The sequence below is a fragment of the Micromonospora sp. HUAS YX12 genome (assembly GCF_040215685.1).
Taxonomy (GTDB): Bacteria; Actinomycetota; Actinomycetes; order Mycobacteriales; family Micromonosporaceae; genus Micromonospora; species Micromonospora tulbaghiae.
Genome location: NZ_CP157974.1, coordinates 2,357,755 through 2,376,711, shown reverse-complemented (window position 1 = coordinate 2,376,711; position 18,957 = coordinate 2,357,755). Strand labels below are relative to the sequence as shown.

Below are 18,957 nucleotides of genomic sequence, written 5' to 3'. Positions count from 1 at the left end.
CCGGGTGGCCTCAGGCCGCCTCGGCGCCCTCCTTCTCGCGCTTGTCCTGCAGGGCAGCCGCCAGACGCGCGGTCTTGGCGAGCGGAGCCTGGAACAGGGCCGCGGCCTTGCTCAGGTTGCCCTTCATGGCGCCGGCCAGCTTGGCCAGCAGCACCTCGCGGGACTCCAGGTCGGCGAGCTTCGTGACCTCGGCCGCGGAAATGGCCTTGCCCTCGAAGACACCGCCCTTGATGACGAGCTTCGGGTTGGCCTTCGCGAAGTCGCGAAGCCCCTTCGCCGCCTCGACGACGTCGCCCGAAACGAAAGTCAGCGCGGTAGGACCGGAGAACAGCTCGTCGAGGCCGGAGATGCCCGCATCGGCCGCGGCACGCTTGGCCAGCGTGTTCTTCGCGACCGTGTAGCTGGTCTCCTTGCCGAGCGAGCGCCGCAGCTGGGTGAGCTGCGAAACCGTGAGCCCGCGGTACTCGGTCAGCACGGTCGCTCCCGCGTTGCGGAAGCTCTCGGTCAGCTCGGCGACGGCCGTGGCCTTGTCGGCCCGGATCGGCTTGTCCGCCATGTCCCTCCTCTCTCGTTGCTCGGAGCTGGTACGCCGGCGGCGAGCCGAGGCTCGACGACGGCGGCGGAGGCATCACGACAACGAAAAAGCCCCGGCGCAGGGCGCACGGGGCGAGGGCCGGGGACACGGGCACAGTCGGCGGACCGTGCGTGACACCGAGTTTCGCTTACCGCCCTGCGCGGGTCGCCCGTCGTCGCGGAACCTTCGACCGTGCCGGAGCACGGTGACCAGCGGTCTCTGGGTGGAACTACCGCACCAGGTTACGCGACGTGCGCCGCAGCACCAAATCGCCGGGCGTGCTCCCGGTCACCAGGGCTCACGCCCGGGTGCGCCGCGCCCAGGCGTAGCCGGCCAGCGCCACCGCCGTCCATGCCACCGCCCAGCCGGTGAGCAGCAGACCGGACCCGGCCGCGACCGGCCCGGTGACCGCCCGCGCGGTCGCCATGACCGGCGGGACCACCCACGGCGCGACCGAGCCGGAGAGCCCGAGCACCACGACCCCGACCGCACCGGTGACCAGCACGGCCACCCCGTAGCCGGCGCTGCGGGTCACGGCCCGGCTCGCCAGCGCGCCGAGCGCCACCGCCGCGGGCAGGGCGAGCAGGTGGGCCCAGAGCCCGAGCGCCACCCCCGCGAGCACCGGCCGCTCCCCCGGCGCGACGGTCGCGGTGACCCCGCCGAGCGGCCACGGCAGCGCCAGCGCGAGCAGCACCACGGCGAGCCCGGCCACCAGCGCCGCGAGCAGCCCGGCCGCCCGTTCCCGGGCCGGCCCGACCACCGCCCGCGCCATCCGGCGCTGCACGTCGGGTTCCACGTCCAGCAGGATCTTGGTCTGCCAGGCCAGCACCGGGAACAGCACCACGGCGGAGACGCCGTATGCCTCCGCCGGCCGGGCCCGGCCACCGCCGTAGAGGACGCCGAGGACGAGCAGGCCGGCCAGCACCGGCGCCAGCGCCCGTCCGGTACGAAGGAAGCCGGTCAGCCGCAGGCGGACCAGCGCGATCACCGGGCCACCTCCGGCGCCGGGGGCGTGGCGGGAGGCGGCACGGCGTGTTCGCGTACCCGAAGGATCTGGTGGCCGTCGGCGCGCAGGCGGGCGACGGTGGCGGCCAGCCCGGCGGCTGGCACCGCCAGCTCGACCACGGCGACGGCCGCACCGCCCGGCGGCGCCTCCTCGGTCACCGTGCCGTCGGTGACCGACAGGTGCCGGGCACCCGGCAGCCGGACCGTCTCGCCCCGGTGGTCGCTCACCAGCACCGTGCCACCGTCGGCCAGCACCTCGCCGATGATCTCGGGGACCGACTCGCGGGCGGTGGCGTCCAGCCCCTCCCACGGCTCGTCGAGCACCAGCAGGCCGGGCGGGCGCAGCAGCGCCTGCGCCAGGCCGACCTTCTGCGCGGTGCCCTTGGACAACCGCGGCAGGCGGACGTCGTGGAAGCGGGTCAGGCCCAGTCGCTCCACCCAGTGGCGCACCGCCCGGTCGGCGGCGGGGCCGGGCAGGCCGGCGACGCGGCCCATGGCGGACAGGTAGGCCCCGACGGTGAACGGCTGGTCGGCGGGAAAGCGCTCCGGCACCCAGCCGACGACCGGCGGCCGGCCGGCCACCCGGCCCCGGCTCGGGCGCAGCACCCCGGCGGCGAGCTGGAGCAGCGTGGACTTGCCGGCGCCGTTGCGGCCGAGCACGACCGCTGCCTCACCGGGACCGACCGCGACGTCGACCTGCCGCAGCACCCACGGGCCGTGCCGGTGGTAGCGGAGCCAGACGCCGTCGAGCCGCATGCGCCCGAGCGTGCCACACCGGACGAACGAATGGGGCCCCGCCACGACGTGGTGGCGGGGCCCCGTTCGGGAGTACGCGTGCTCAGCCCTCGGCCGAGCCCTCCTGGAAGTTCTTCACGACCTTCGGGTCGACCGGGACGCCCGGGCCCATGGTGGTGGTGAGGGTGACCTTCTTGAGGTACGTGCCCTTGGCCGCGGACGGCTTGGCCCGCAGCACCTCGTCCAGCACCGCGGCGTAGTTGTCCACCAGCTGGGTCTCCGAGAAGGAGGCCTTGCCGATGATCAGGTGCAGGTTGGAGTGCTTGTCCACCCGGAAGGTGATCTTGCCGCCCTTGATGTCCGAGACGGCCTTGGTGACGTCCATGGTCACGGTGCCGGTCTTCGGGTTCGGCATCAGACCGCGCGGGCCCAGGATCCGCGCGATCCGGCCGATCTTGGCCATCTGGTCGGGCGTGGCGATCGCCGCGTCGAAGTCCAGCCAACCGCCCTGGATACGGGCGACCAGCTCGTCGGTGCCCACCTCGTCCGCACCCGCGGCGACGGCCTCCTCGGCCTTCGCGCCGGCGGCGAAGACGATCACGCGGGCGGTCTTACCGGTGCCGTGCGGCAGGTTGACCGTGCCGCGGACCATCTGGTCCGCCTTGCGGGGGTCGACGCCGAGGCGCATCGCGACCTCGACCGTGGCGTCGAACTTGACGTTGGTGGTCTCCTTGGCCAGCTTGACGGCCTCGACCGGGGTGTAGAGCTTCGACCGGTCGATGACCTCGGCGGCCTTGCGGTAGCTCTTGCTGCGCTGCATTTCTGGTGACTCCTGTGGTCTCTGGCGGGCGCGCGGCACTCGCGGCCCTCCCACGAACAGATCGGGTGGAGCGGGTACCGAGGTCAGTCGGCGACGGTCAGGCCCATCGACCGGGCGGTGCCGGCGATGATCTTCTCGGCCTGGTCGATGTCGTTGGCGTTGAGGTCCGCCATCTTCTTCTCGGCGATCTCACGCAGCTGGGCGCGGGTGACCGAGCCGACCTTCTCCTTGTGCGGAACGCCCGAGCCCTTCTGCACGCCGGCGGCCTTGATCAGCAGCCGGGCGGCGGGCGGGGTCTTCAGCACGAAGGTGAACGTGCGGTCCTCGTAGACGCTGATCTCGGCGGGGACGATGTCGCCCCGCTGGGACTCGGTCTGCGCGTTGTAGGACTTGCAGAACTCCATGATGTTCACGCCGTGCTGGCCGAGCGCGGGGCCGACCGGCGGCGCCGGGGTGGCCTGGCCCGCCGGCAGCTGAAGCGTGAACGTCTTGACGAGCTTCTTCTTCGGAGGCATGTCTCTTCCTGGGGCTTGGAACTGGGATTCTCCGCCGCCCGCGGGCGCGCACGGTCAGCGCGATGCGGAGGGCCGACGTTAAAGGGTAGCGCAAACCTCTACCGAGTTTTCGCCGAGGTAGGCGCGCTCGTGAAACGGCGCACCGGCGGCCGACCAGTGAGGCCGACCGCCGGTGCCGACGTACGTCAGATCTTGGCGACCTGGTTGAAGTTCAGCTCGACCGGGGTCTCCCGGCCGAAGATCGACACCAGCACCTTGAGCTTCTGCTGGTCGGCGTTGATCTCGCTGATCGTCGCCGGCAGCGACGCGAACGCGCCGTCGGTGACGGTGACCGAGTCGCCGACCTCGAAGTCGAGGACCTTGACCTCGGGCTTGGCCTTCTTCTGCTCGGTCTCGACCGCCGGGGCCAGCCACTTGAGCACCTCGTCGAGGCTCAGCGGCGCCGGCCGGTCGGCCCGGTCGGTCGCGCCGACGAAGCCGGTGACCCCCGGGGTGTTCCGGACGCAGGAGTAGGACTCGGCGGTCAGCTCCATCCGGACCAGGATGTAGCCCGGGAAGACCTTCGCCTGGACCTGCGACCGCTTGCCATTCTTGACCTCGACCTCTTCCCGGGTCGGCACCTCGACCTGGTAGATGAAGTCCTCCATGTCGAGGGAGGTGATCCGGGTCTCGAGGTTGGTCTTGACCTTGTTCTCGTAGCCGGCGTACGAGTGCACCACGTACCAGTCGCCGGGCGCGTAGCGCAGCTTCTGGCGCAGCTCGGCGACCGGGTCGAAGTCCTCGTCCGGGGCCGGCTCGGTGGTCGGGAACTCCGGCTCGCTGGCGGCCTCGACCGACTCGTTGTTGGCCGCCGTCGCCACCGTGGACTGCTCGTCCGGGGTTCCGGCGGTCTCGTCGTACTCAGGCACGCTCGCTCACTTCCGTCAGTATCGCTGTCCGCAGGTCAGCTGGACTCGCCGAAGACCCACAGCACCGCCTTGGCGAAGCCGTAGTCCAGGCCGGCCACGATCGCCAGCATCACCGCCACGAAGGTGACCACCACAGCCGTGTAGGTCAGCAGCTCCTTGCGGGTCGGCCAGATGACCTTACGCAGCTCTGCCACGACCTCGCGGAAGAACCGCGCGATGCGGGCGAACAGCCCGATCCGCTCGCTGTCCTTGCGGGTCTTCCGGCCCTCGGCCGGCTCGGCCTGCGCCCGCTTACGGGTCGCGGTGCCGCCCCGGGCGACCGGCTCGTCCGCGTCGGTGGCGTCGTCGTCGGCCACGCCGTCGACGGTCGCGTCGTCGTTCAGACGCTCGTCGCCGTCGTCCTCGCCGCGGCGCTTGCTCTCGGCCACTTCGCCCTCCGTGCGGGATATGGGGTCGCACGCCGAGCGGCGTGCGCGGCGTGTTGGTCACGCCGGCCGGACCAACCGTCCCGCGACGGGCCGCGGCCGGCGGACCGGCCGGGAGGGCCCGAACGCCTCGGAACCACCCCACCGATGCCACCACCACGGGCCGGACGCCACCGGTGAAGGCGGCGCGACCCACGGAACGGTCAGGCCTGAGGCGCAGGGGTGACAGGACTTGAACCTGCAGCCTGCGGTTTTGGAGACCGCTGCTCTGCCAATTGAGCTACACCCCTGTGCGGCAACTCACCTCCACCCGGACACGCTGTGCCGAGCGGGGGTCACTTGCCCCACGGCGGACCAGTGTACGGGTAGTCGTGCGACTTTCCCAACCGGTCTGCCCCTCGCGCGTCGGGCGGACCCTCAGCGCGTCGTGCGGATCAGTGCCCGAGCCTGCGACAGCACCTTCTCACCCTGGCAGGTGGCGGTGACGTCGAGCCTGGTCAGGCCCGCATCGGTGACCTCCTTGACGACCGCTGACACCTCGATCTCGGTGCCCTCGTCGGTGTCCGGGACGACCACCGGGCGGGTGAACCGGACGCCGAAGTCGACCACCGCGTCCGGCGCGCCGGCCCAGCCGGCCACCGCCCGGCCGACCAGGGCCATGGTGAACATGCCGTGGGCGATGACGCCCGGCAGGCCGACGCCGGTTGCGGTGCGGTCGCTCCAGTGGATCGGGTTGAAGTCGCCCGAGGCGCCCGCGTAGCGGACCAGGTCCGCGCGGGTCACCCGGTACGTCTGGGTGGGCAGCTCCATGTCCTCAGGCCTCCCCGCGTACGACGATCTTGGACCAGACGGCGACCACCGGCTCACCGTCCACGGTGCTCACGTCCGTGCGGGTGGTCAGGAAGCCGTGCCCGCCCCGGGTGGTGACCTCCTCGATGGTGTTCACGCACACCAGCTCGTCCCCGGCCACCACCGGCCGGGTGTACGCGAACCGCTGGTCGCCGTGCACCACGCGGCTGTAGTCGACGCCGAGCGCCGGGTCCTCGACGATCTGTCGGCTGGCCGACATGGTGACGACCACGGGGAACGTCGGCGGCGCCACCACGTCGGGGTGGCCGAGCGCCCGGGCCGCCTCCGGGTCGTGGTGGGCCGGGTCGGTGGCGCCGACGGCGGTGGCGAACTCGCGGATCTTTTCTCGGCCCACCTGGTAGGGGGCGGTCGGCGGGTACGTCCGGCCGACGAAGGACGGGTCCAGGGACATGCCGCCGAACCTACACGGAAAACACGAACGCCGATCCGCCCGGTCGGGCGGCCCGGAGGCCACCCGTCAGGTGGATCGGCGTTCGAGAAGCTGCTGCGAGCCGGCTGCGCCGGCCGTGATCAGCGGGTCTCGCGGTGGACGGTGTGCTTGCCGTCCCGGGGGCAGAACTTCTTCAGCTCGATGCGGTCCGGGTCGTTACGGCGGTTCTTGCGCGTGATGTAGTTGCGCTCCTTGCACTCCACACACGCCAAAGTGATCTTCGGCCGGACATCGGTCGCCTTCGCCACGGCGGAGTGCCTTCCTCGCTCACGGATAACAACTACGGCGTGTCAGCGTACGTGCTGACGACGCGGACATGCAAAGTGGGCGCCTATGGCGCCCATCCCACCGGCCACCGGGGCGGGCCCGGAGGACGAGTAGCGGTGGCCGGACTTGAACCGGCGACACAGCGATTATGAGCCGCTTGCTCTGCCATCTGAGCTACACCGCCGTGGCGGGTCCAGCCGGACCCTCTGAGCCCCCTTACGGAATCGAACCGTAGACCTTCTCCTTACCATGGAGACGCTCTGCCGACTGAGCTAAGGGGGCCTGCTCGATCACCCCCGGGGGGTGTCGCGCAGAGGAAACAGTACACGACCGCGTCGCGGAGGTGAAATCGGATCCCCCAGGTGCGTGTCCGCCCTGGTCAGGGCACCACTCGCAGGCGCGGCAGCTCCCCCGCGGCCACCGTCTCCGGGTCGACCTGGGCACCGAACCAGGCCTCCAGCCGCTCGTACGGCAGAGGGCGGCTGAACAGGAAGCCCTGGCCGATCTCACAGCCGATGTCCTGGAGCAGCTCCAGCGTCAGCTCGCTCTCCACACCCTCGGCCACCACCGCCAGGCCGAACTGCTGCGACAGCGTCACCACCGCGTTGACGATCGCCAGGTCGCCCGGATCGGTCGCCATGCCCTGCACGAACGACCGGTCCACCTTCACCTCGTGCACCGGCAGCCGGCGCAGTTGCGCGAGCGACGAGTTGCCGGTGCCGAAGTCGTCGACCGAGAGGCGGACACCGAGGTCACGCAGGCTGCGCAGGGTGGGTATGGGACGTTCGGTGCCGTCCAGGACACCGGCCTCGGTGACCTCCAGCGTCAGCCGTTGCGGCGGTACGCCGTACTCGGCCAGCAGATCGCGTACCAGCGCCGGGAAGTGCTGGTCGGTGAGCGTACGCGCGGCGAGGTTGACCGCGACGGACAGCGGCTGTTCGCCGTGGCTCCAGTCGCGGCTGCGCCGCAGGCTCTCCCGGAGCACGAACTCGGTGAGCCGGCCGAGCTGGCCGGTGTGCTCGGCCACCGCCACGAAGTCGTCCGGTGCGACACTGCCGTGCGCCGGGTGCTCCCACCGGGCCAGGCACTCCACGCCCACCAGGCGGCGGTCCCGCAGCGTGACCTTGGGCTGGAAGTAGACCTCCAGCTCGCCGTCGTCCAGCGCCCGTTGCAGGTCGCCGGCGAGGCCGAGCCGGCGCAGCGACCGGGACTCCAGCGCCGGGCTGTAGAGCTGCACGCTGCCCGGTACCGACTTGGCCGCGGTGGCCGCCAGGTCGACGCGTTGCAGCAACGCCACCGCGTCGCTGCCGTGGTCCGGGTGGACGGCCACCCCGACGACCGTGTCCACGTCCAGGGTGAGCGCGTCGAAGACCATCTCGTCGCGGATCTGCTCCCGCAGCTGGGCCGCCAGCTCCAGGGCCGCCTCGGTGCTCTCCAGCCGGAGCGTCACCAGGAACTCGTCCCCACCGGCCCGGCCGACGAGCGCCGAGGAGGGCGCGCAGGAGCGCAGCCGCTCGGCCACCTCGACCAGCACCTTGTCGCCCGCGGCGTGGCCCAGCGACTCGTTCACCTGACGGAGCCGGTCGACGTCGAAGAGCAGCAGCGCCACCACCTCACCCGGTGCGCGGATCTTGACCGCCTCCGATACCGACGAGGTGAGGCGCCGCCGGTTGGGCAGACCGGTGAGCGCGTCGTGGTCGGCGTCGTGCCGCAGCCGGTCGACCAGGCGGGAGTTCTCCAGCGCCACCGCGGCGTGCGCGGCCACCGTCTCGAAGACGGGGATGTCACCGGGGGCGAAGTGGCCGATGTCGCTGAGCCGGTTGGTCACCTCGAGCGTGCCGATCACGGCCTGTCCGGAGCGCAGCGGCACCACGATGGCGTCCTTGACCCGCTCCTCCCCCGCGGCCTGCCGCAACGCGGGATCGCCGCCGAGCCAGCGGCCGATCGAGAGGGTACGGCCCTTCTTGCGCACCTGCTGGCGCAGGCTCGCCGGGGTGGGCGCCAGGTCCAGCAGGCCCGGCGTGTCCACCCGGGCGGTGAGCAGCACCTCGGGATGCCGGCCCTGGGCGGGCAGCCAGAGCGTCGCGTACTCGGCCTGCATCAGCGCGCGGACCCGGTCGAGCAGGATGTCGGCGAGCGACCGCTCGGTGCCGGAGGCGAGAAGACGGGTGAGCTCGTACATCCCGGCCAGCGTCCGGTGCTGGCGGAAGAACTGGGAGTAGGAGCGGTAGACCAGGACCAGCCCGCTGAAGAGGGCGGCGAGCAGCAAGGCCGACCACCACGTCGTCTTCAGGGCGATCAGGACGAGCAGGCCGATCGCCACGTTGATGGCGGCGGTGAGCAGAGCGGTCGGCATGCTGCGCAGCGCGTCCCGCCCGGCCTGCCAGCCCTGGAGCAGCACGTGCACACCGACCACGCTCACGAGGCTGACCAGCGTGACCACGCAGACGGCGAGGAAAAGGGAGCCCCACGTCCCCGGTCCGACATTTTTCAGCGGCGGCAGTGCCAGGAGTACGAGGCCAGCCAGCGACGTGGCGGCGGCGGCCTTGGCGACGTTGAACCAGAGCTTCGCCGCACCGAAGCGATGCGAGGCGCTCCAGATCAGCACCGAGAGCGTGTAGATCAGTACGACGCTCAACGGGGGCAGGAAGAAGAGCGCCACGATGAGTGGCACCTCGGTGAGCGTCACGCCCACCGACTGACGCCGGACGTAGACGTTCAGCACCGCGAAGCTGATCCCCGCCATGACGACGAAGAACACGAAGGCGAGCGGCCACTTGCCGAACGGTTGATCGGCAACCAGCGCGACGCAGGTGCTGCAGACCACCGCCAGCAGAGCCAGAGGGGCAGTGACTAGCCAGGCACGTTCCGTCGACCTACGAGGTCGGCCCTGGCCTGCCATGCCCCTCCTACCCGAGACGCCGTCCGCCGGGCGGCGGACGGCTCGATGATTCAGCGTGGGGCGTCCATCGTCCAGACGATGTCGGCGAGTTGCGCGCTACCGGTGCCGGGGATGATGCCGAAGGCGCCTGCGATGGCGGCGAGCACGAGGAGCGAGCCAAACAGCCGGCCCAGCGTTCGACCAGACATGATTGCTCCTGTCGGGAGATTGCCACAGGGATGGTGAAGGTTTCCCGATCGTGCCACAAGCCCGAGGGGCAGAAAAGCGGAGAGGGCCCGCCCAGCCCGAGTAGCTGTCAGGTTCCGCCGTTCGGCCCGGCCGCCCACGACACGCAGCCAGGTCATGGGGGTGAAGGGACGTCAGGCGCGTTCGTCCATTGCGGATTCCCACCTTCACCCACGAAGGGGATCAAGTCACGCGAAACCCCACACCACCAACCCTGGGTCGCCCGGCCGGCTCAACCTGGCCGGTCCGTCCGGTGGGTCACCACCGGACCCGCGGGCATTGACCACCATACCTGCCCGTGTGATGAACGCCAGAGGATGATTCCCTCATTCATGCCGGAACCGCCCAGGAGGCGGCGCCGGGTGGCCTCTGCCTTCGGCATCCGTCTACCTGAGCATGTCCGCCTCGCCGGTGTCCGGGTCGACCGCCACGCTGAGCTTGAAGTGTCCCCGGGCTTGGGCCTCGCCACGGGGGACGAAGTCGACGACAAGCAAGCGCTCGGTTCCGCGGAGTCCTCGTACCTGAGCTTCGTACGGCTCGGAGATCTGCCAGTCGTTGAGATGGAACCCGCCTCGGGGCGTGCCGATCAAGGCGGCCCCCAAGCGGGCCGGGCCGGCCCGGCCCGGCCAACTGGCGACCTCCGACCGGCATCGGCCGGGCCGACCAGCCACACTTAGGAGTCGCAGGCTCGGAAGGCCTCGGGGCTCCGCCCCGAACCCCGGCCCTCCTCGGAGATCAGCCGCAGATCCCCTCATCTGGCACCACAAGGCCTACCAGCCGCGCCGGACGGGGAGGCTGGTCGGTCTACGACTGCCCGACGAGGAGATCCGCTAGGAGTCCTCAGAGTCAGCGGCAGGTTCGACAACCTCGGCGTTCCTCCACCTCTGGACGAAGGTGCGGCCAGTATCGGTGAGCGTGTACCTCACGGCCTGCGGAACGCCCATGATCTCCACCTGCATTCCGTGATCGGCAACGCGTGTGAGAAGCCCGTCGCGCAGTAGGTACATCAGGAGGATGTCGAACGTGCCAGGGAACTGAACATAGCCATTGAGATGACCTGACGTGGCGAAGAGTTCAAGCACACGTCGTTCGACCTCCCCGTAACGGTTGTTCAAGACGGCGAGGTTCGCCTTGTACTGATGCAAAGACTTCCGGTCAATCTGCCCGGCGGTCTTACGCGCATGACAGTTCGCACATAACACGATCATGTTCGCGAACTCGTGGCGTTGGACTTTGGCCCAGTCCTCGATGTGCTCAAGCTGAAGTGGTGTGGGTTGCCTACACGTTGGGATCGCACACCGATGCCCCGCCTCGACAAGAAGATCCCTGCGCAACTGCGCAGGGACGGCAGGCCGTCCTTCCGCCATCAACGACTCCAATCATCGGTGCTCTGCCACCAATACGTGGCTAGGGCCGCCCGTCTCTGAGCCGCATCGTAGGGTTTCCCTACGACAGGACTCGTCCAGCCGGCGATGGCCACAGGTACAGCGATCCGTACAGCCGAGACCGCCGGCTGGCGCCGACGCTGCCTGACAACCACACGCGGGCTGACCAGGGCCACAATCACCTGACCAGCCGTCCGCGATCTTCTTCTAATCCCAACGCCGGTCCAGGCCGCCGGCGCCGACGCTTGACAGCTGCCACTGAAACTCGGCTGGTAAGGCGCTCCACCTTGTCCCCGTCCAAGGGAGGCTGGAAGGTCTGCGACTGCCCGACGAGGAGACCCTTTCAACTACCGCCATGACTACCTGACCCGCAGGTCTTGGCGAGCCACCTTTTCGAACTCCAACTCGGCCGCCGTTAGGCGGTCACGGGTCAGCTCCTTGCCGCCGAGAGCCACGTCTAGCAGAGCGCCAGCAGCAGCAACTACGCGTGCAGGCGCCAGCATCCGGATCTGGGCGAAACACAGCCTGATGGCCTCCGTCAGCTCGCGGATCTGCTCCTCCGGCTTCGGATCCCCCGCCCAACGCGACTTTTTCGGGTCCATTAGGAAGTTGGCTAAGTCAGGGGTGTGAAGCGCAAACCGCGCGTAGACAGCTCTCTTGTCGTCATGCAGCCTCATGAGCCGCTCGTGCCGGCTCTGAGACAAGCGCAGAAGAAGTTGCGAGCTAGCACCCACCACGGCACCGCCGAGCGTTCCCGCTACTGGGATGCCGATCTCCCACCACGACGCCACCGACTCACTCTCCTCGCCACGACTGCGATGTAGGGTAGGTCCGCGCCGCTACCCGACGCACAGACTGACTGGTCACCGTTTGAGGTCTCGCTCGGGTTCACGCGGGTCGCGTCTGGCGGTCCCACCCTGCGCCCTTCCAGGTCCTCGCCTTCGGGGAAGTGCTTCACGTCGAGGCGCACGATATGGCGTGCGGAGACGACGGAGAACTGCGCGTCGAGTGGCGTCGTAATGCCATCCTTCGACCTGACCGACAACGGCGCGGAGAGCAGGATCTCCCTGTCCTCCTTCTCCTCGAAGGCCGGGTTGAAGGTGTAGACCCGTCCCTGGATGTAGCTGCCGTCGTCCAGCTGAGCGCCGACGAGGATCGGACCTGGATCTTCCTCGTCATACATATGCATGACCGTGTACCAGGCAGACACCGTTTCAATGTCGGTGCGCTTGGAGCCAGTCACCCAGCGCAGAACGCGCGAACGACGGATCGACCTACTGCGCCGCACCACCCGGGGATCAGCGGCCACGAGGCCGACCAGGATCGCCGCAGCGAGGACAGAGATCGACCACCACGCCAGGTTGACGTGATGATCCCTTGCATATCCAAACGGGTCACGTACCAGCCCTCGCACGTTGACCGTGTGCGTCGGGGCCACCGCCCTCAGGGCGGCGTAGAGCAAGCCAGCGGTGGCGAGGCACAGCACACTGGCAAAGACGACCCTCAGGGATTCCCGGAAGGCCGAGAAGGGGCGGTTGGGGGTTGTCCGCTCGTGACGCAGGACGTATGCGAACCCAGGCGCTAGAAGTGCCACGAAGAGCACGAGGCCGAGGAGCGTAGAGGGCACCACCTCGGACCGCTACTCCTTCATCTGCTTTGGCTGGCTGTCAGACGCCTGCGGAGTGGTCTTGGCCGGCCGCGGCGGCTTCTGGGCCGAGACCACCATCTGCTGCCCGCCACGCTCGGAGAACTCGCCCGTCCTCCGCCTGGCGACCGGCTCCTGACCGGTCTGCCGCTCCCGCCCCTCGGCCATCTCACCCTCCTGGTTCGTGCCCGATCGGCCGGACTAGCACGGCTAGTCAAGGTCAACAACAGGTGGAAACGACGAAGGCCCCTGATCAGCGTTTCCGCAGGTCAAGGGCCTTGCCATTCCCTGGTGGCGGGTAGAGGATTCGAACCTCTGAAGCTTTCGCGACGGATTTACAGTCCGCTCCCATTGGCCGCTCGGGCAACCCGCCAGGGCACACTGCCGCGTCGCAACGCGGCAGCGGAAGCAAGGATAGCGGTTGCCCCCGGCACTGCCGCAACCGGGTACCGTCAGGAGGTCCCGCGCTGGTCAGCGCGGGACGGACCAGGACAGACCGCCGGACAGCAGGAGCATGAGCATGGCAGCGAACCCGTCGTTCGACATCGTGAGCAAGGTCGACCGGCAGGAGGTCGACAACGCCGTCCGCCAGTCGGAGAAGGAGCTCGCGACGCGGTTCGACTTCCGCGGCACCGGCGCGGAGATCTCCTGGTCGGGCGAGGAGGCGATCAGCCTCCAGGCGGAGACCGAGGAGCGGGTCAAAGCCGCGCTGGACGTCTTCAAGGAGAAGCTGGTCAAGCGGAACATCTCGCTGAAGTCGCTCGACGCCGGCGAGCCCCGGCAGTCGGGCAAGATCTTCAAGATCGACGCCAAGGTGGTGCAGGGCATCGACTCGGACAAGGCCAAGGCGATCAGCAAGAAGATCCGCGACGAGGGCCCGAAGGGCGTGCAGGCGCAGATCCAGGGCGACCAGCTCCGCGTCACCGGTAAGAAGAAGGACGATCTCCAGGCCGTCATCGCCCTGCTCAAGGGTGAGGACTTCGGGCTGGCGCTCCAGTTCACGAACTACCGGTGAGCACGACCGTGTCGTGGCCGGTGACCGGCCCGGTCACCGGCCACGACGCGGGTCAGCGGCCCCGCAGCGGCCGGAACGCGGCCCGCATCTCGGCCGCGAACAGCTCCGGCTCCTCCCACGCGGCGAAGTGCCCGCCCCTGTCGACCTCGTTGAAGTACGCGACGTCGGGGTAGACCGCCTCGACCCAGCTGCGCGGCGCCGCCCAGATCTCGTCGGGGAACGCGGTGAACGCGACCGGCACCTTGACCGGCGGCGGGGCCTGGCCGGCCTCCCTGGCGGCGGCCAGGAACCGGCCGGACTCCCAGTACCACCGGGCGGACGAGGCGCCGGTGCCGGTCAGCCAGTAGAGCGTGATGTTGTCGACGACGCTGTCGCGGGTGAGGCCGCCCACGGGCGTGCCGTCGACGAACGCGCGGGAGATCTTGTAGTAGCTGTCGGTGTCGTGGTCGAGCATCCAGGCGGCCAGCCCGACGGGTGAGTCCAGCAGCGAGTAGCCGATCGTCTGCGGCCGGGTGGTCTGCTCCAGGAAGTAGCCGAACCCGTCCGTCGTGAACAGCTGGAGCGCGTCGTGCGCGGCGCGTTCCTGCTCGGTCGTCGCCGGCAGCTTGTCCTTGAGGTCGATCGCCCCGGCGAGCAGGTTGACGTGGACGCCGAGCAGCCCGTCCGGCCCCTGGCGGGCCATCGCATCGGTGACGGCGGCGCCCACGTCGCCGCCCTGCGCGACGTAGCGGGTGTAGCCGAGGCGGCGCATCAGCTCGGCCCAGGCGGCGGCGATGCGGCCGTTCTCCCAGCCGGGTTCGGTCGGCGCGCCGGAGAAGCCGTAGCCGGGCAGGGACGGCAGCACCAGGTGGAAGGCGTCCTCGGCGGTGCCGCCGTGGGCGGTGGGGTCGGTGAGCGGATCGACGACCCCGAGCAGCTCGACCACCGAGCCCGGCCAGCCGTGCGTCATGATCAACGGCAGTGCGTCCGCGTGCTTCGACCGTACGTGGATGAAGTGGATCTCGACGCCGTCGATGGTGGTGGTGAACTGCGGCAGGGCGTTCAGCCTCGCCTCGCCCGCGCGCCAGTCGTGCTCGTTCCTCCAGTAGTCGGCCAGCGCCTGGACGGTCGCCAGCTGCACACCCTGAGAGCGGTCGTCGACCAGCTCTCGGCTGGGCCAGCGGGTGGCCGCGACCCGGCGGTGCATATCGGCGATGGCGTCGTCCGGCGTGTCGAGCCGGAAGGGGCGGATGTCGTCGGTGGCCATGGCCTGCACCTTTCGCATCGAGTGGATGGGCACGGAACACCGGCGGGTAGCGATCAGTCTGGCAGGGGCCCGACGGGCGGGGGCCGGAATGCCGTTGCGCGGCCCCCGCCGTCTCCGATTCCTTCTGCCGTCAGGCAACTTCCTTGGGGTACGGGCCGGGTATGAGGTCGGGTGGGAGCCATGACGCCCGCGATGTTCCTCCCCTATCGCCCGGTGCTCGGTCAACCGGTACTGCGCCGGCTGCTGCCCGGGCTCGCGACATCCGCTCTGGGTGACGGGCTTGCCCTGGTCGCGGTGACGTGGCTGGCTCTGCAACTCGCCCCCGCCGGGCAGCGCGGCACGTGGACGGCGTTCGCGGTGGCCGCGTACACGCTGCCGGGGGCCGCCGGCACGCTGCTGCTCGGGCGGTGGCTGGGTGAGCGGAGCGGGGCGCAGCTCGCCGGCTGGGACGCGACGGTGCGGGCGGTCGCCCTGGGCGCGATTCCGGTCGCCCACCTCGCCGGGGTGCTGGACGTCGGTCTGTACGTCGCCCTGCTCGCGGTGTCCTCGCTGCTGCACCCGTGGGGGTCGGCCGGCCGGTTCACGCTCGTGGCCGAGCTGCTGCCGCAGCGGCACCACCTGGCCGCGAACGCGCTGCTCGGGGTCTTCGGCCAGGCCGCGACGATCGTCGGCCCGCCGCTTGCCGGTCTGCTCATCGCCTGGGTGGGCGCGGTGTGGGTGATCGCCGTCGACGCCGCCAGCTTCGCCGTGCTGGCGGTCAGCTACCGCCTCGTCGTCCCGGCGGTCCGCCGGGCAGGCACCGTCCGCCACGAGGACGAGGGCCGCCACGAGAACCCGACGGCCGGACCGTCGCGTGCGTCGGGGTTCCGGATCATCGCGCGGGACCGGTCGCTGCTCGGCCTGCTGTCGCTGTCCTTCGCGTTCTTCTTCCTCTTCGGCCCGTTCTACGTGGCCATGCCGGTGTACGTCACCGACGACCTGCACGCCTCCGCCGCGACGCTCGCGGCCTACTACACCGCGTTCGGCGTCGGCTCGCTGCTCGGCGGGCTGCTCACGGGTCACCTGCGGCGATGGCCGCTGCGGACCACGCTCGCCGGCATCGTCGCGCTGTTCGGCGCCGCGCTGCTCCCGCTCGGCCTGGGGGCGCCGGTCGTCCTGTCGCTGCCCGCGTTCGTGCTCGCCGGCCTGGTCTGGGCGCCCTACCAGCCGACCGCGACGGCGCTGTTCCAGCGCCGCGCCGGCACCGTGGACCTCCCCCGCGTGCTGTCCGCAAACGGGGCGGTCACCGTGCTGGCGGTACCGCTGGGCACGATGCTCGGCGGTCCGGCGACCGCGCTGCTCGGGGCACGCCCCACGCTCCTGGCGTGCGCGGTGGCGATCCTCGCGCTGGGTCTGGTCGCCGCGACGGCCGCCGCGCGCCCCGGGGCGGGGTCCGCGAGACCGACCGGGCCGCAGGCGACGGGCCCGCACGACCCGCCCGGCCCGCCCGATCAGCAGGGCCGGGCGAGCGCGCCGGAGCGCCGGCCGGATCGTCGTGTCGGTGCTGCCGGCGCGGGGTGAGGACCCGGCGCCGATCCGGGCCGCCGTGGAGAAGCTGCCCGGAGTGGAGCGGGTGGTGACCGCCGACGGGTGGGCGGTCAGGCGGCGAGCGACTGCTCGGCGCGTACCGCTATGGCCTCGGCCCGGGCGATCGGGCCGCCCGGCAGCGCGGCGACCGCGGCCCCGACGGCGACCGCCACCCCGGCGAAGACGAACGCCCACGAGACGCCGCCGGCGTGGTCGATGATCAGGCCCGCGATCGAGCCGCCGGCGGCGCTCGCCGCGACCGACATGGTCACCACCCAGGTGTACGCCTCGTTCAGCATGCCGGCCGGGGTGATCCGCCCGACGAGCGTGTTCTCCAGCGTGAGCGCGGGGGCGATGGCCGCACCGCCGAGCACCAGCGCGACGCCGAGCGCGGCCGGTCCGGGCATCACCGCGAAGACGGCGAAGCTGGCCGCGACGGTGCCGAGCAGCCAGGCGAACTGGCGGGTCATGTTGGCGGCGGGCTTGCGTACGCCGAACCAGAAACCACCGATGGCGCTGCCGATGCCCCAGACGGCGAGCAGCACGCCGGCCAGGCTCTCCGGGTCGGCGGCGCCGGAGTTCCCGGCGAAGGCCGGGACGATGACGCCGGAGGCGCCGAACGCGATGCCGAGGCTCGCCACGCAGAGCAGCAGCGCGGGGAAGCCGCCGAGCCGCAGCGGGCCGAGTCCCCGCGCGTGGTGCTCGCGCGCGTGCGGGCGCCAGCCGCGCATGACCCGGCCGAGCGCGACGGTTGCGGTGCCGACCAGGGTGACCACCGCGGCGCCGACGAGCGCGGCGGAGGCGTCGGCGAGCAGCACGAAGCCGGCCACCAGCAGCGGGCCGATCACGAACACGACCTCGAACAGCGTGGTTTCGGCGGCGAGCGCGGTGTTGCGCAGGTGCGCCCGGCCGGTGGCGGGGGCGGTGAGGTCGTTCCAGGCGCCCCGGATCGCGGCGGTCAGAGGCGGGTACGTGGCTCCGGCGACGCCCGCCGCCAGGTAGATCAGTCCGAGGTTGCCGCTGTCGGAGCGGGTGGCGACGAGCAGCCCGATCAGGGCGAGCGGGTGGGCGAGCGCGGTGACCAGCAGGACGGGGGCGGGACCGGCCCGGTCGGCGATCCGGCCGGCGACCGGGCTGAGCGCGGCACCGGAGAGCGCGTAGATGCCGCCGGCGACGGCGGCCAGGGAGTACCGGCCGGTGACCTGCTCGACGACGAGCAGCAGCGCCAGCGGGGTCATGCCGATCCCGAGCCGGCCGATGATGCCGGGGATCAGCAGCATCGGCGCGCCGGGGATCCGCCAGACGCCCTGGTACTGGCGCAGTGCGGCCACGGTCGACCTCCGAGGGAGTAATGAGTGGGAGACGTTTCGACCCTAACGGCGCGACATGATCGCGGGAAACGCATTGTGCCCGGACACACCACCGCGCCCGCGTCGCGGGACGCGGGCGCGGTGGGGAGTACGGCGGGTCAGCGCTGGAACTGCACCGGCCCGGAGTTGCCGGCCATCTGCTCCAGGCGGGCCACCCGCTGCTCCATCGGCGGGTGGGTGGCGAACATCGCGGCGATGCCGCCGCCCCGCTTGAACGGGTTGTCGATCATCAGGTGCGCGGTGCTGACGAGCTGGCCCTGCGGCGCGAGCGGGCGGGCCTGCGTACCCCTGTGGATCTTGCGGAGGGCGCTGGCCAGGGCCAGCGGGTCGCGGCTCAGCTCGGCGCCGGACTGGTCGGCCTGGAACTCCCGGCTCCGGCTGATCGCGAGCTGGATCACCGTGGCGGCGATCGGGCCGAGGATCAGCGTGAGCAGCAGCACGGCCGGGTTGGGGGCGTCCTCGTCGTCGGAGGAGCCCAGCGGGATGAACCAGGCCAGGTTGGCCAGCAGGGTGATGATGCCGGCCAGGCCGGCCGCCACGCTGGAGATCAGGATGTCCCGGTTGTAGACGTGGGACAGCTCGTGGCCGATCACGCCGCGCAGCTCCCGGTAGTCCAGGATCTCCACGATGCCCTGGGTGACGCAGACCGCCGCGTTCTTCGGGTTACGACCGGTGGCGAACGCGTTGGGCTGCGAGGTCGGGCTCACGTAGAGCCGGGGCATCGGCTTCCCGGCCAGCGTGGAGAGCTCCCGCACCATCTGGTACAGCTCGGGGAACTGTGCCTCGCTGACCGGTTGCGCCTTCATCGAGCGCAGTGCGAGCTTGTCGGAGTAGAAGTAGGTGACGCCGTTCATCAGCAGCGACACGACGACGGCGATGACGAGACCGCCGCTACCGCCGAACCAGTAGCCGACCGCGAGGATCAGCGAGGTCAACAGGCCGAGCAGCGCTGCGGTCTTGAGACGGTTGTGATGCACGATCTCTCCTTCGGTGCACGGGCCCTTGCGGAGACCCGCTGACCGGTTCAACACACCGGTACCCGGCAACCATCCGG

At 70.7% G+C, this 18,957-nt stretch carries 21 protein-coding genes and 4 tRNA genes; 2 read left to right on the top strand and 23 right to left on the bottom strand.

Annotated elements, in window-relative coordinates; genetic code table 11:
* Positions 1–10 precede the first annotated feature (10 nt).
* The 20 genes from rplJ to ABIH81_RS11540 form a co-directional block, all read right to left on the bottom strand.
* The gene (rplJ, locus tag ABIH81_RS11635; RefSeq protein WP_018784544.1) at positions 11–556 is read right to left on the bottom strand and encodes a 50S ribosomal protein L10; all 546 of its coding nucleotides are present in this window, start codon (positions 554–556) and stop codon (positions 11–13) included.
* Positions 557–872: 316 nt separating this feature from the next.
* Complete coding sequence (locus tag ABIH81_RS11630; RefSeq protein ID WP_349880283.1) at positions 873–1,562, bottom strand: hypothetical protein; 690 nt, start codon at positions 1,560–1,562, stop codon at positions 873–875.
* A complete protein-coding gene (locus ABIH81_RS11625) occupies positions 1,559–2,335 on the bottom strand; it encodes an ABC transporter ATP-binding protein (RefSeq protein ID WP_349880282.1) in 777 nt (258 codons plus the stop codon). Before ABIH81_RS11625 ends, ABIH81_RS11630 begins: the two co-directional genes overlap by 4 nt.
* An 82-nt stretch (positions 2,336–2,417) precedes the next feature.
* A complete protein-coding gene (gene rplA, locus ABIH81_RS11620; RefSeq protein ID WP_349880281.1) occupies positions 2,418–3,134 on the bottom strand; it encodes a 50S ribosomal protein L1 in 717 nt (238 codons plus the stop codon).
* A gap of 83 nt (positions 3,135–3,217) precedes the next feature.
* The gene (rplK, locus tag ABIH81_RS11615) at positions 3,218–3,649 is read right to left on the bottom strand and encodes a 50S ribosomal protein L11 (RefSeq protein ID WP_013288647.1); all 432 of its coding nucleotides are present in this window, start codon (positions 3,647–3,649) and stop codon (positions 3,218–3,220) included.
* 185 nt (positions 3,650–3,834) lie between these two features.
* Positions 3,835–4,557, bottom strand: a complete 723-nt coding sequence (nusG, locus tag ABIH81_RS11610) for a transcription termination/antitermination protein NusG (RefSeq protein ID WP_073828961.1) — start codon at positions 4,555–4,557, stop codon at positions 3,835–3,837.
* Between the two features lie 35 nt (positions 4,558–4,592).
* The gene (gene secE / locus ABIH81_RS11605) at positions 4,593–4,985 is read right to left on the bottom strand and encodes a preprotein translocase subunit SecE (RefSeq protein WP_349880280.1); all 393 of its coding nucleotides are present in this window, start codon (positions 4,983–4,985) and stop codon (positions 4,593–4,595) included.
* 214 nt (positions 4,986–5,199) lie between these two features.
* Positions 5,200–5,272 (bottom strand) — tRNA-Trp (locus tag ABIH81_RS11600).
* Between the two features lie 127 nt (positions 5,273–5,399).
* Complete coding sequence (locus ABIH81_RS11595) at positions 5,400–5,792, bottom strand: MaoC family dehydratase (protein ID WP_349880279.1); 393 nt, start codon at positions 5,790–5,792, stop codon at positions 5,400–5,402.
* Between the two features lie 4 nt (positions 5,793–5,796).
* The gene (locus ABIH81_RS11590; protein WP_282311378.1) at positions 5,797–6,243 is read right to left on the bottom strand and encodes a MaoC family dehydratase N-terminal domain-containing protein; all 447 of its coding nucleotides are present in this window, start codon (positions 6,241–6,243) and stop codon (positions 5,797–5,799) included.
* Positions 6,244–6,362: 119 nt separating this feature from the next.
* Positions 6,363–6,530: a 50S ribosomal protein L33 gene (gene rpmG / locus ABIH81_RS11585; protein ID WP_013288652.1), complete on the bottom strand. Its 168-nt coding sequence runs from the start codon at positions 6,528–6,530 to the stop codon at positions 6,363–6,365.
* A gap of 130 nt (positions 6,531–6,660) precedes the next feature.
* A tRNA-Met gene (locus tag ABIH81_RS11580) sits at positions 6,661–6,733 on the bottom strand.
* A gap of 25 nt (positions 6,734–6,758) precedes the next feature.
* A tRNA-Thr gene (locus ABIH81_RS11575) sits at positions 6,759–6,831 on the bottom strand.
* Positions 6,832–6,928: 97 nt separating this feature from the next.
* Positions 6,929–9,451 (bottom strand): bifunctional diguanylate cyclase/phosphodiesterase, encoded by a 2,523-nt coding sequence (locus tag ABIH81_RS11570; RefSeq protein ID WP_349880278.1) that lies wholly within the window; start codon positions 9,449–9,451, stop codon positions 6,929–6,931.
* Between the two features lie 50 nt (positions 9,452–9,501).
* Entirely contained in the window at positions 9,502–9,639 is a 138-nt protein-coding gene (locus ABIH81_RS11565; protein ID WP_162959301.1) for a hypothetical protein, read from the bottom strand.
* Positions 9,640–10,506: 867 nt separating this feature from the next.
* Positions 10,507–11,043: an HNH endonuclease signature motif containing protein gene (locus ABIH81_RS11560; RefSeq protein WP_349880277.1), complete on the bottom strand. Its 537-nt coding sequence runs from the start codon at positions 11,041–11,043 to the stop codon at positions 10,507–10,509.
* Between the two features lie 377 nt (positions 11,044–11,420).
* Positions 11,421–11,738 carry a hypothetical protein gene (locus ABIH81_RS11555; RefSeq protein WP_349880276.1) on the bottom strand — a complete coding sequence of 106 codons (318 nt, stop codon included), beginning with the start codon at positions 11,736–11,738 and terminating at the stop codon, positions 11,421–11,423.
* 80 nt (positions 11,739–11,818) lie between these two features.
* Positions 11,819–12,664: a DUF6338 family protein gene (locus ABIH81_RS11550; RefSeq protein ID WP_349880275.1), complete on the bottom strand. Its 846-nt coding sequence runs from the start codon at positions 12,662–12,664 to the stop codon at positions 11,819–11,821.
* Positions 12,665–12,700: 36 nt separating this feature from the next.
* On the bottom strand, positions 12,701–12,874 hold the full coding sequence (locus ABIH81_RS11545; protein ID WP_349880274.1) for a hypothetical protein: 174 nt from the start codon (positions 12,872–12,874) through the stop codon (positions 12,701–12,703).
* A gap of 121 nt (positions 12,875–12,995) precedes the next feature.
* Positions 12,996–13,079: transfer RNA gene (locus ABIH81_RS11540), tRNA-Tyr, on the bottom strand.
* 147 nt (positions 13,080–13,226) lie between these two features.
* On the opposite strand from ABIH81_RS11540, the gene ABIH81_RS11535 reads away from it, so the two are divergent.
* Positions 13,227–13,721: a YajQ family cyclic di-GMP-binding protein gene (locus ABIH81_RS11535; RefSeq protein WP_349880273.1), complete on the top strand. Its 495-nt coding sequence runs from the start codon at positions 13,227–13,229 to the stop codon at positions 13,719–13,721.
* 52 nt (positions 13,722–13,773) lie between these two features.
* Here ABIH81_RS11535 and ABIH81_RS11530 read toward each other — a convergent pair whose 3' ends face one another.
* Entirely contained in the window at positions 13,774–14,967 is a 1,194-nt protein-coding gene (locus ABIH81_RS11530; RefSeq protein WP_349880272.1) for an epoxide hydrolase family protein, read from the bottom strand.
* Between the two features lie 180 nt (positions 14,968–15,147).
* Between ABIH81_RS11530 and ABIH81_RS11525 the strand changes: the two genes are divergently transcribed.
* Complete coding sequence (locus tag ABIH81_RS11525) at positions 15,148–16,527, top strand: MFS transporter (protein WP_349880271.1); 1,380 nt, start codon at positions 15,148–15,150, stop codon at positions 16,525–16,527.
* 77 nt (positions 16,528–16,604) lie between these two features.
* Here the strand turns inward: ABIH81_RS11525 and ABIH81_RS11520 are convergent, their stop codons facing one another.
* Together ABIH81_RS11520 and htpX are read right to left on the bottom strand one after the other, a co-directional pair.
* On the bottom strand, positions 16,605–17,864 hold the full coding sequence (locus ABIH81_RS11520) for an MFS transporter (RefSeq protein ID WP_349880270.1): 1,260 nt from the start codon (positions 17,862–17,864) through the stop codon (positions 16,605–16,607).
* Positions 17,865–18,001: 137 nt separating this feature from the next.
* Positions 18,002–18,880 (bottom strand): zinc metalloprotease HtpX, encoded by an 879-nt coding sequence (gene htpX, locus ABIH81_RS11515; protein WP_349880269.1) that lies wholly within the window; start codon positions 18,878–18,880, stop codon positions 18,002–18,004.
* Between the last annotated feature and the right edge of the window lie 77 nt (positions 18,881–18,957).

Excerpts from the sequence above, each read along its gene's own strand:
- ABIH81_RS11555 (WP_349880276.1), bottom strand. The coding sequence starts at position 11,738 with ATGAGGCTGCATGACGACAAGAGAGCTGTCTACGCGCGGTTTGCGCTT.
- ABIH81_RS11595 (WP_349880279.1), bottom strand. The coding sequence starts at position 5,792 with ATGGAGCTGCCCACCCAGACGTACCGGGTGACCCGCGCGGACCTGGTC.
- ABIH81_RS11625 (WP_349880282.1), bottom strand. The coding sequence starts at position 2,335 with ATGCGGCTCGACGGCGTCTGGCTCCGCTACCACCGGCACGGCCCGTGG.
- ABIH81_RS11570 (WP_349880278.1), bottom strand. The coding sequence starts at position 9,451 with ATGGCAGGCCAGGGCCGACCTCGTAGGTCGACGGAACGTGCCTGGCTA.
- rplJ (WP_018784544.1), bottom strand. The coding sequence starts at position 556 with ATGGCGGACAAGCCGATCCGGGCCGACAAGGCCACGGCCGTCGCCGAG.
- ABIH81_RS11545 (WP_349880274.1), bottom strand. The coding sequence starts at position 12,874 with ATGGCCGAGGGGCGGGAGCGGCAGACCGGTCAGGAGCCGGTCGCCAGG.
- ABIH81_RS11530 (WP_349880272.1), bottom strand. The coding sequence starts at position 14,967 with ATGGCCACCGACGACATCCGCCCCTTCCGGCTCGACACGCCGGACGAC.
- ABIH81_RS11535 (WP_349880273.1), top strand. The coding sequence starts at position 13,227 with ATGGCAGCGAACCCGTCGTTCGACATCGTGAGCAAGGTCGACCGGCAG.
- ABIH81_RS11525 (WP_349880271.1), top strand. The coding sequence starts at position 15,148 with ATGACGCCCGCGATGTTCCTCCCCTATCGCCCGGTGCTCGGTCAACCG.
- rplK (WP_013288647.1), bottom strand. The coding sequence starts at position 3,649 with ATGCCTCCGAAGAAGAAGCTCGTCAAGACGTTCACGCTTCAGCTGCCG.
- rplA (WP_349880281.1), bottom strand. The coding sequence starts at position 3,134 with ATGCAGCGCAGCAAGAGCTACCGCAAGGCCGCCGAGGTCATCGACCGG.
- ABIH81_RS11560 (WP_349880277.1), bottom strand. The coding sequence starts at position 11,043 with ATGGCGGAAGGACGGCCTGCCGTCCCTGCGCAGTTGCGCAGGGATCTT.
- ABIH81_RS11565 (WP_162959301.1), bottom strand. The coding sequence starts at position 9,639 with ATGTCTGGTCGAACGCTGGGCCGGCTGTTTGGCTCGCTCCTCGTGCTC.
- ABIH81_RS11590 (WP_282311378.1), bottom strand. The coding sequence starts at position 6,243 with ATGTCCCTGGACCCGTCCTTCGTCGGCCGGACGTACCCGCCGACCGCC.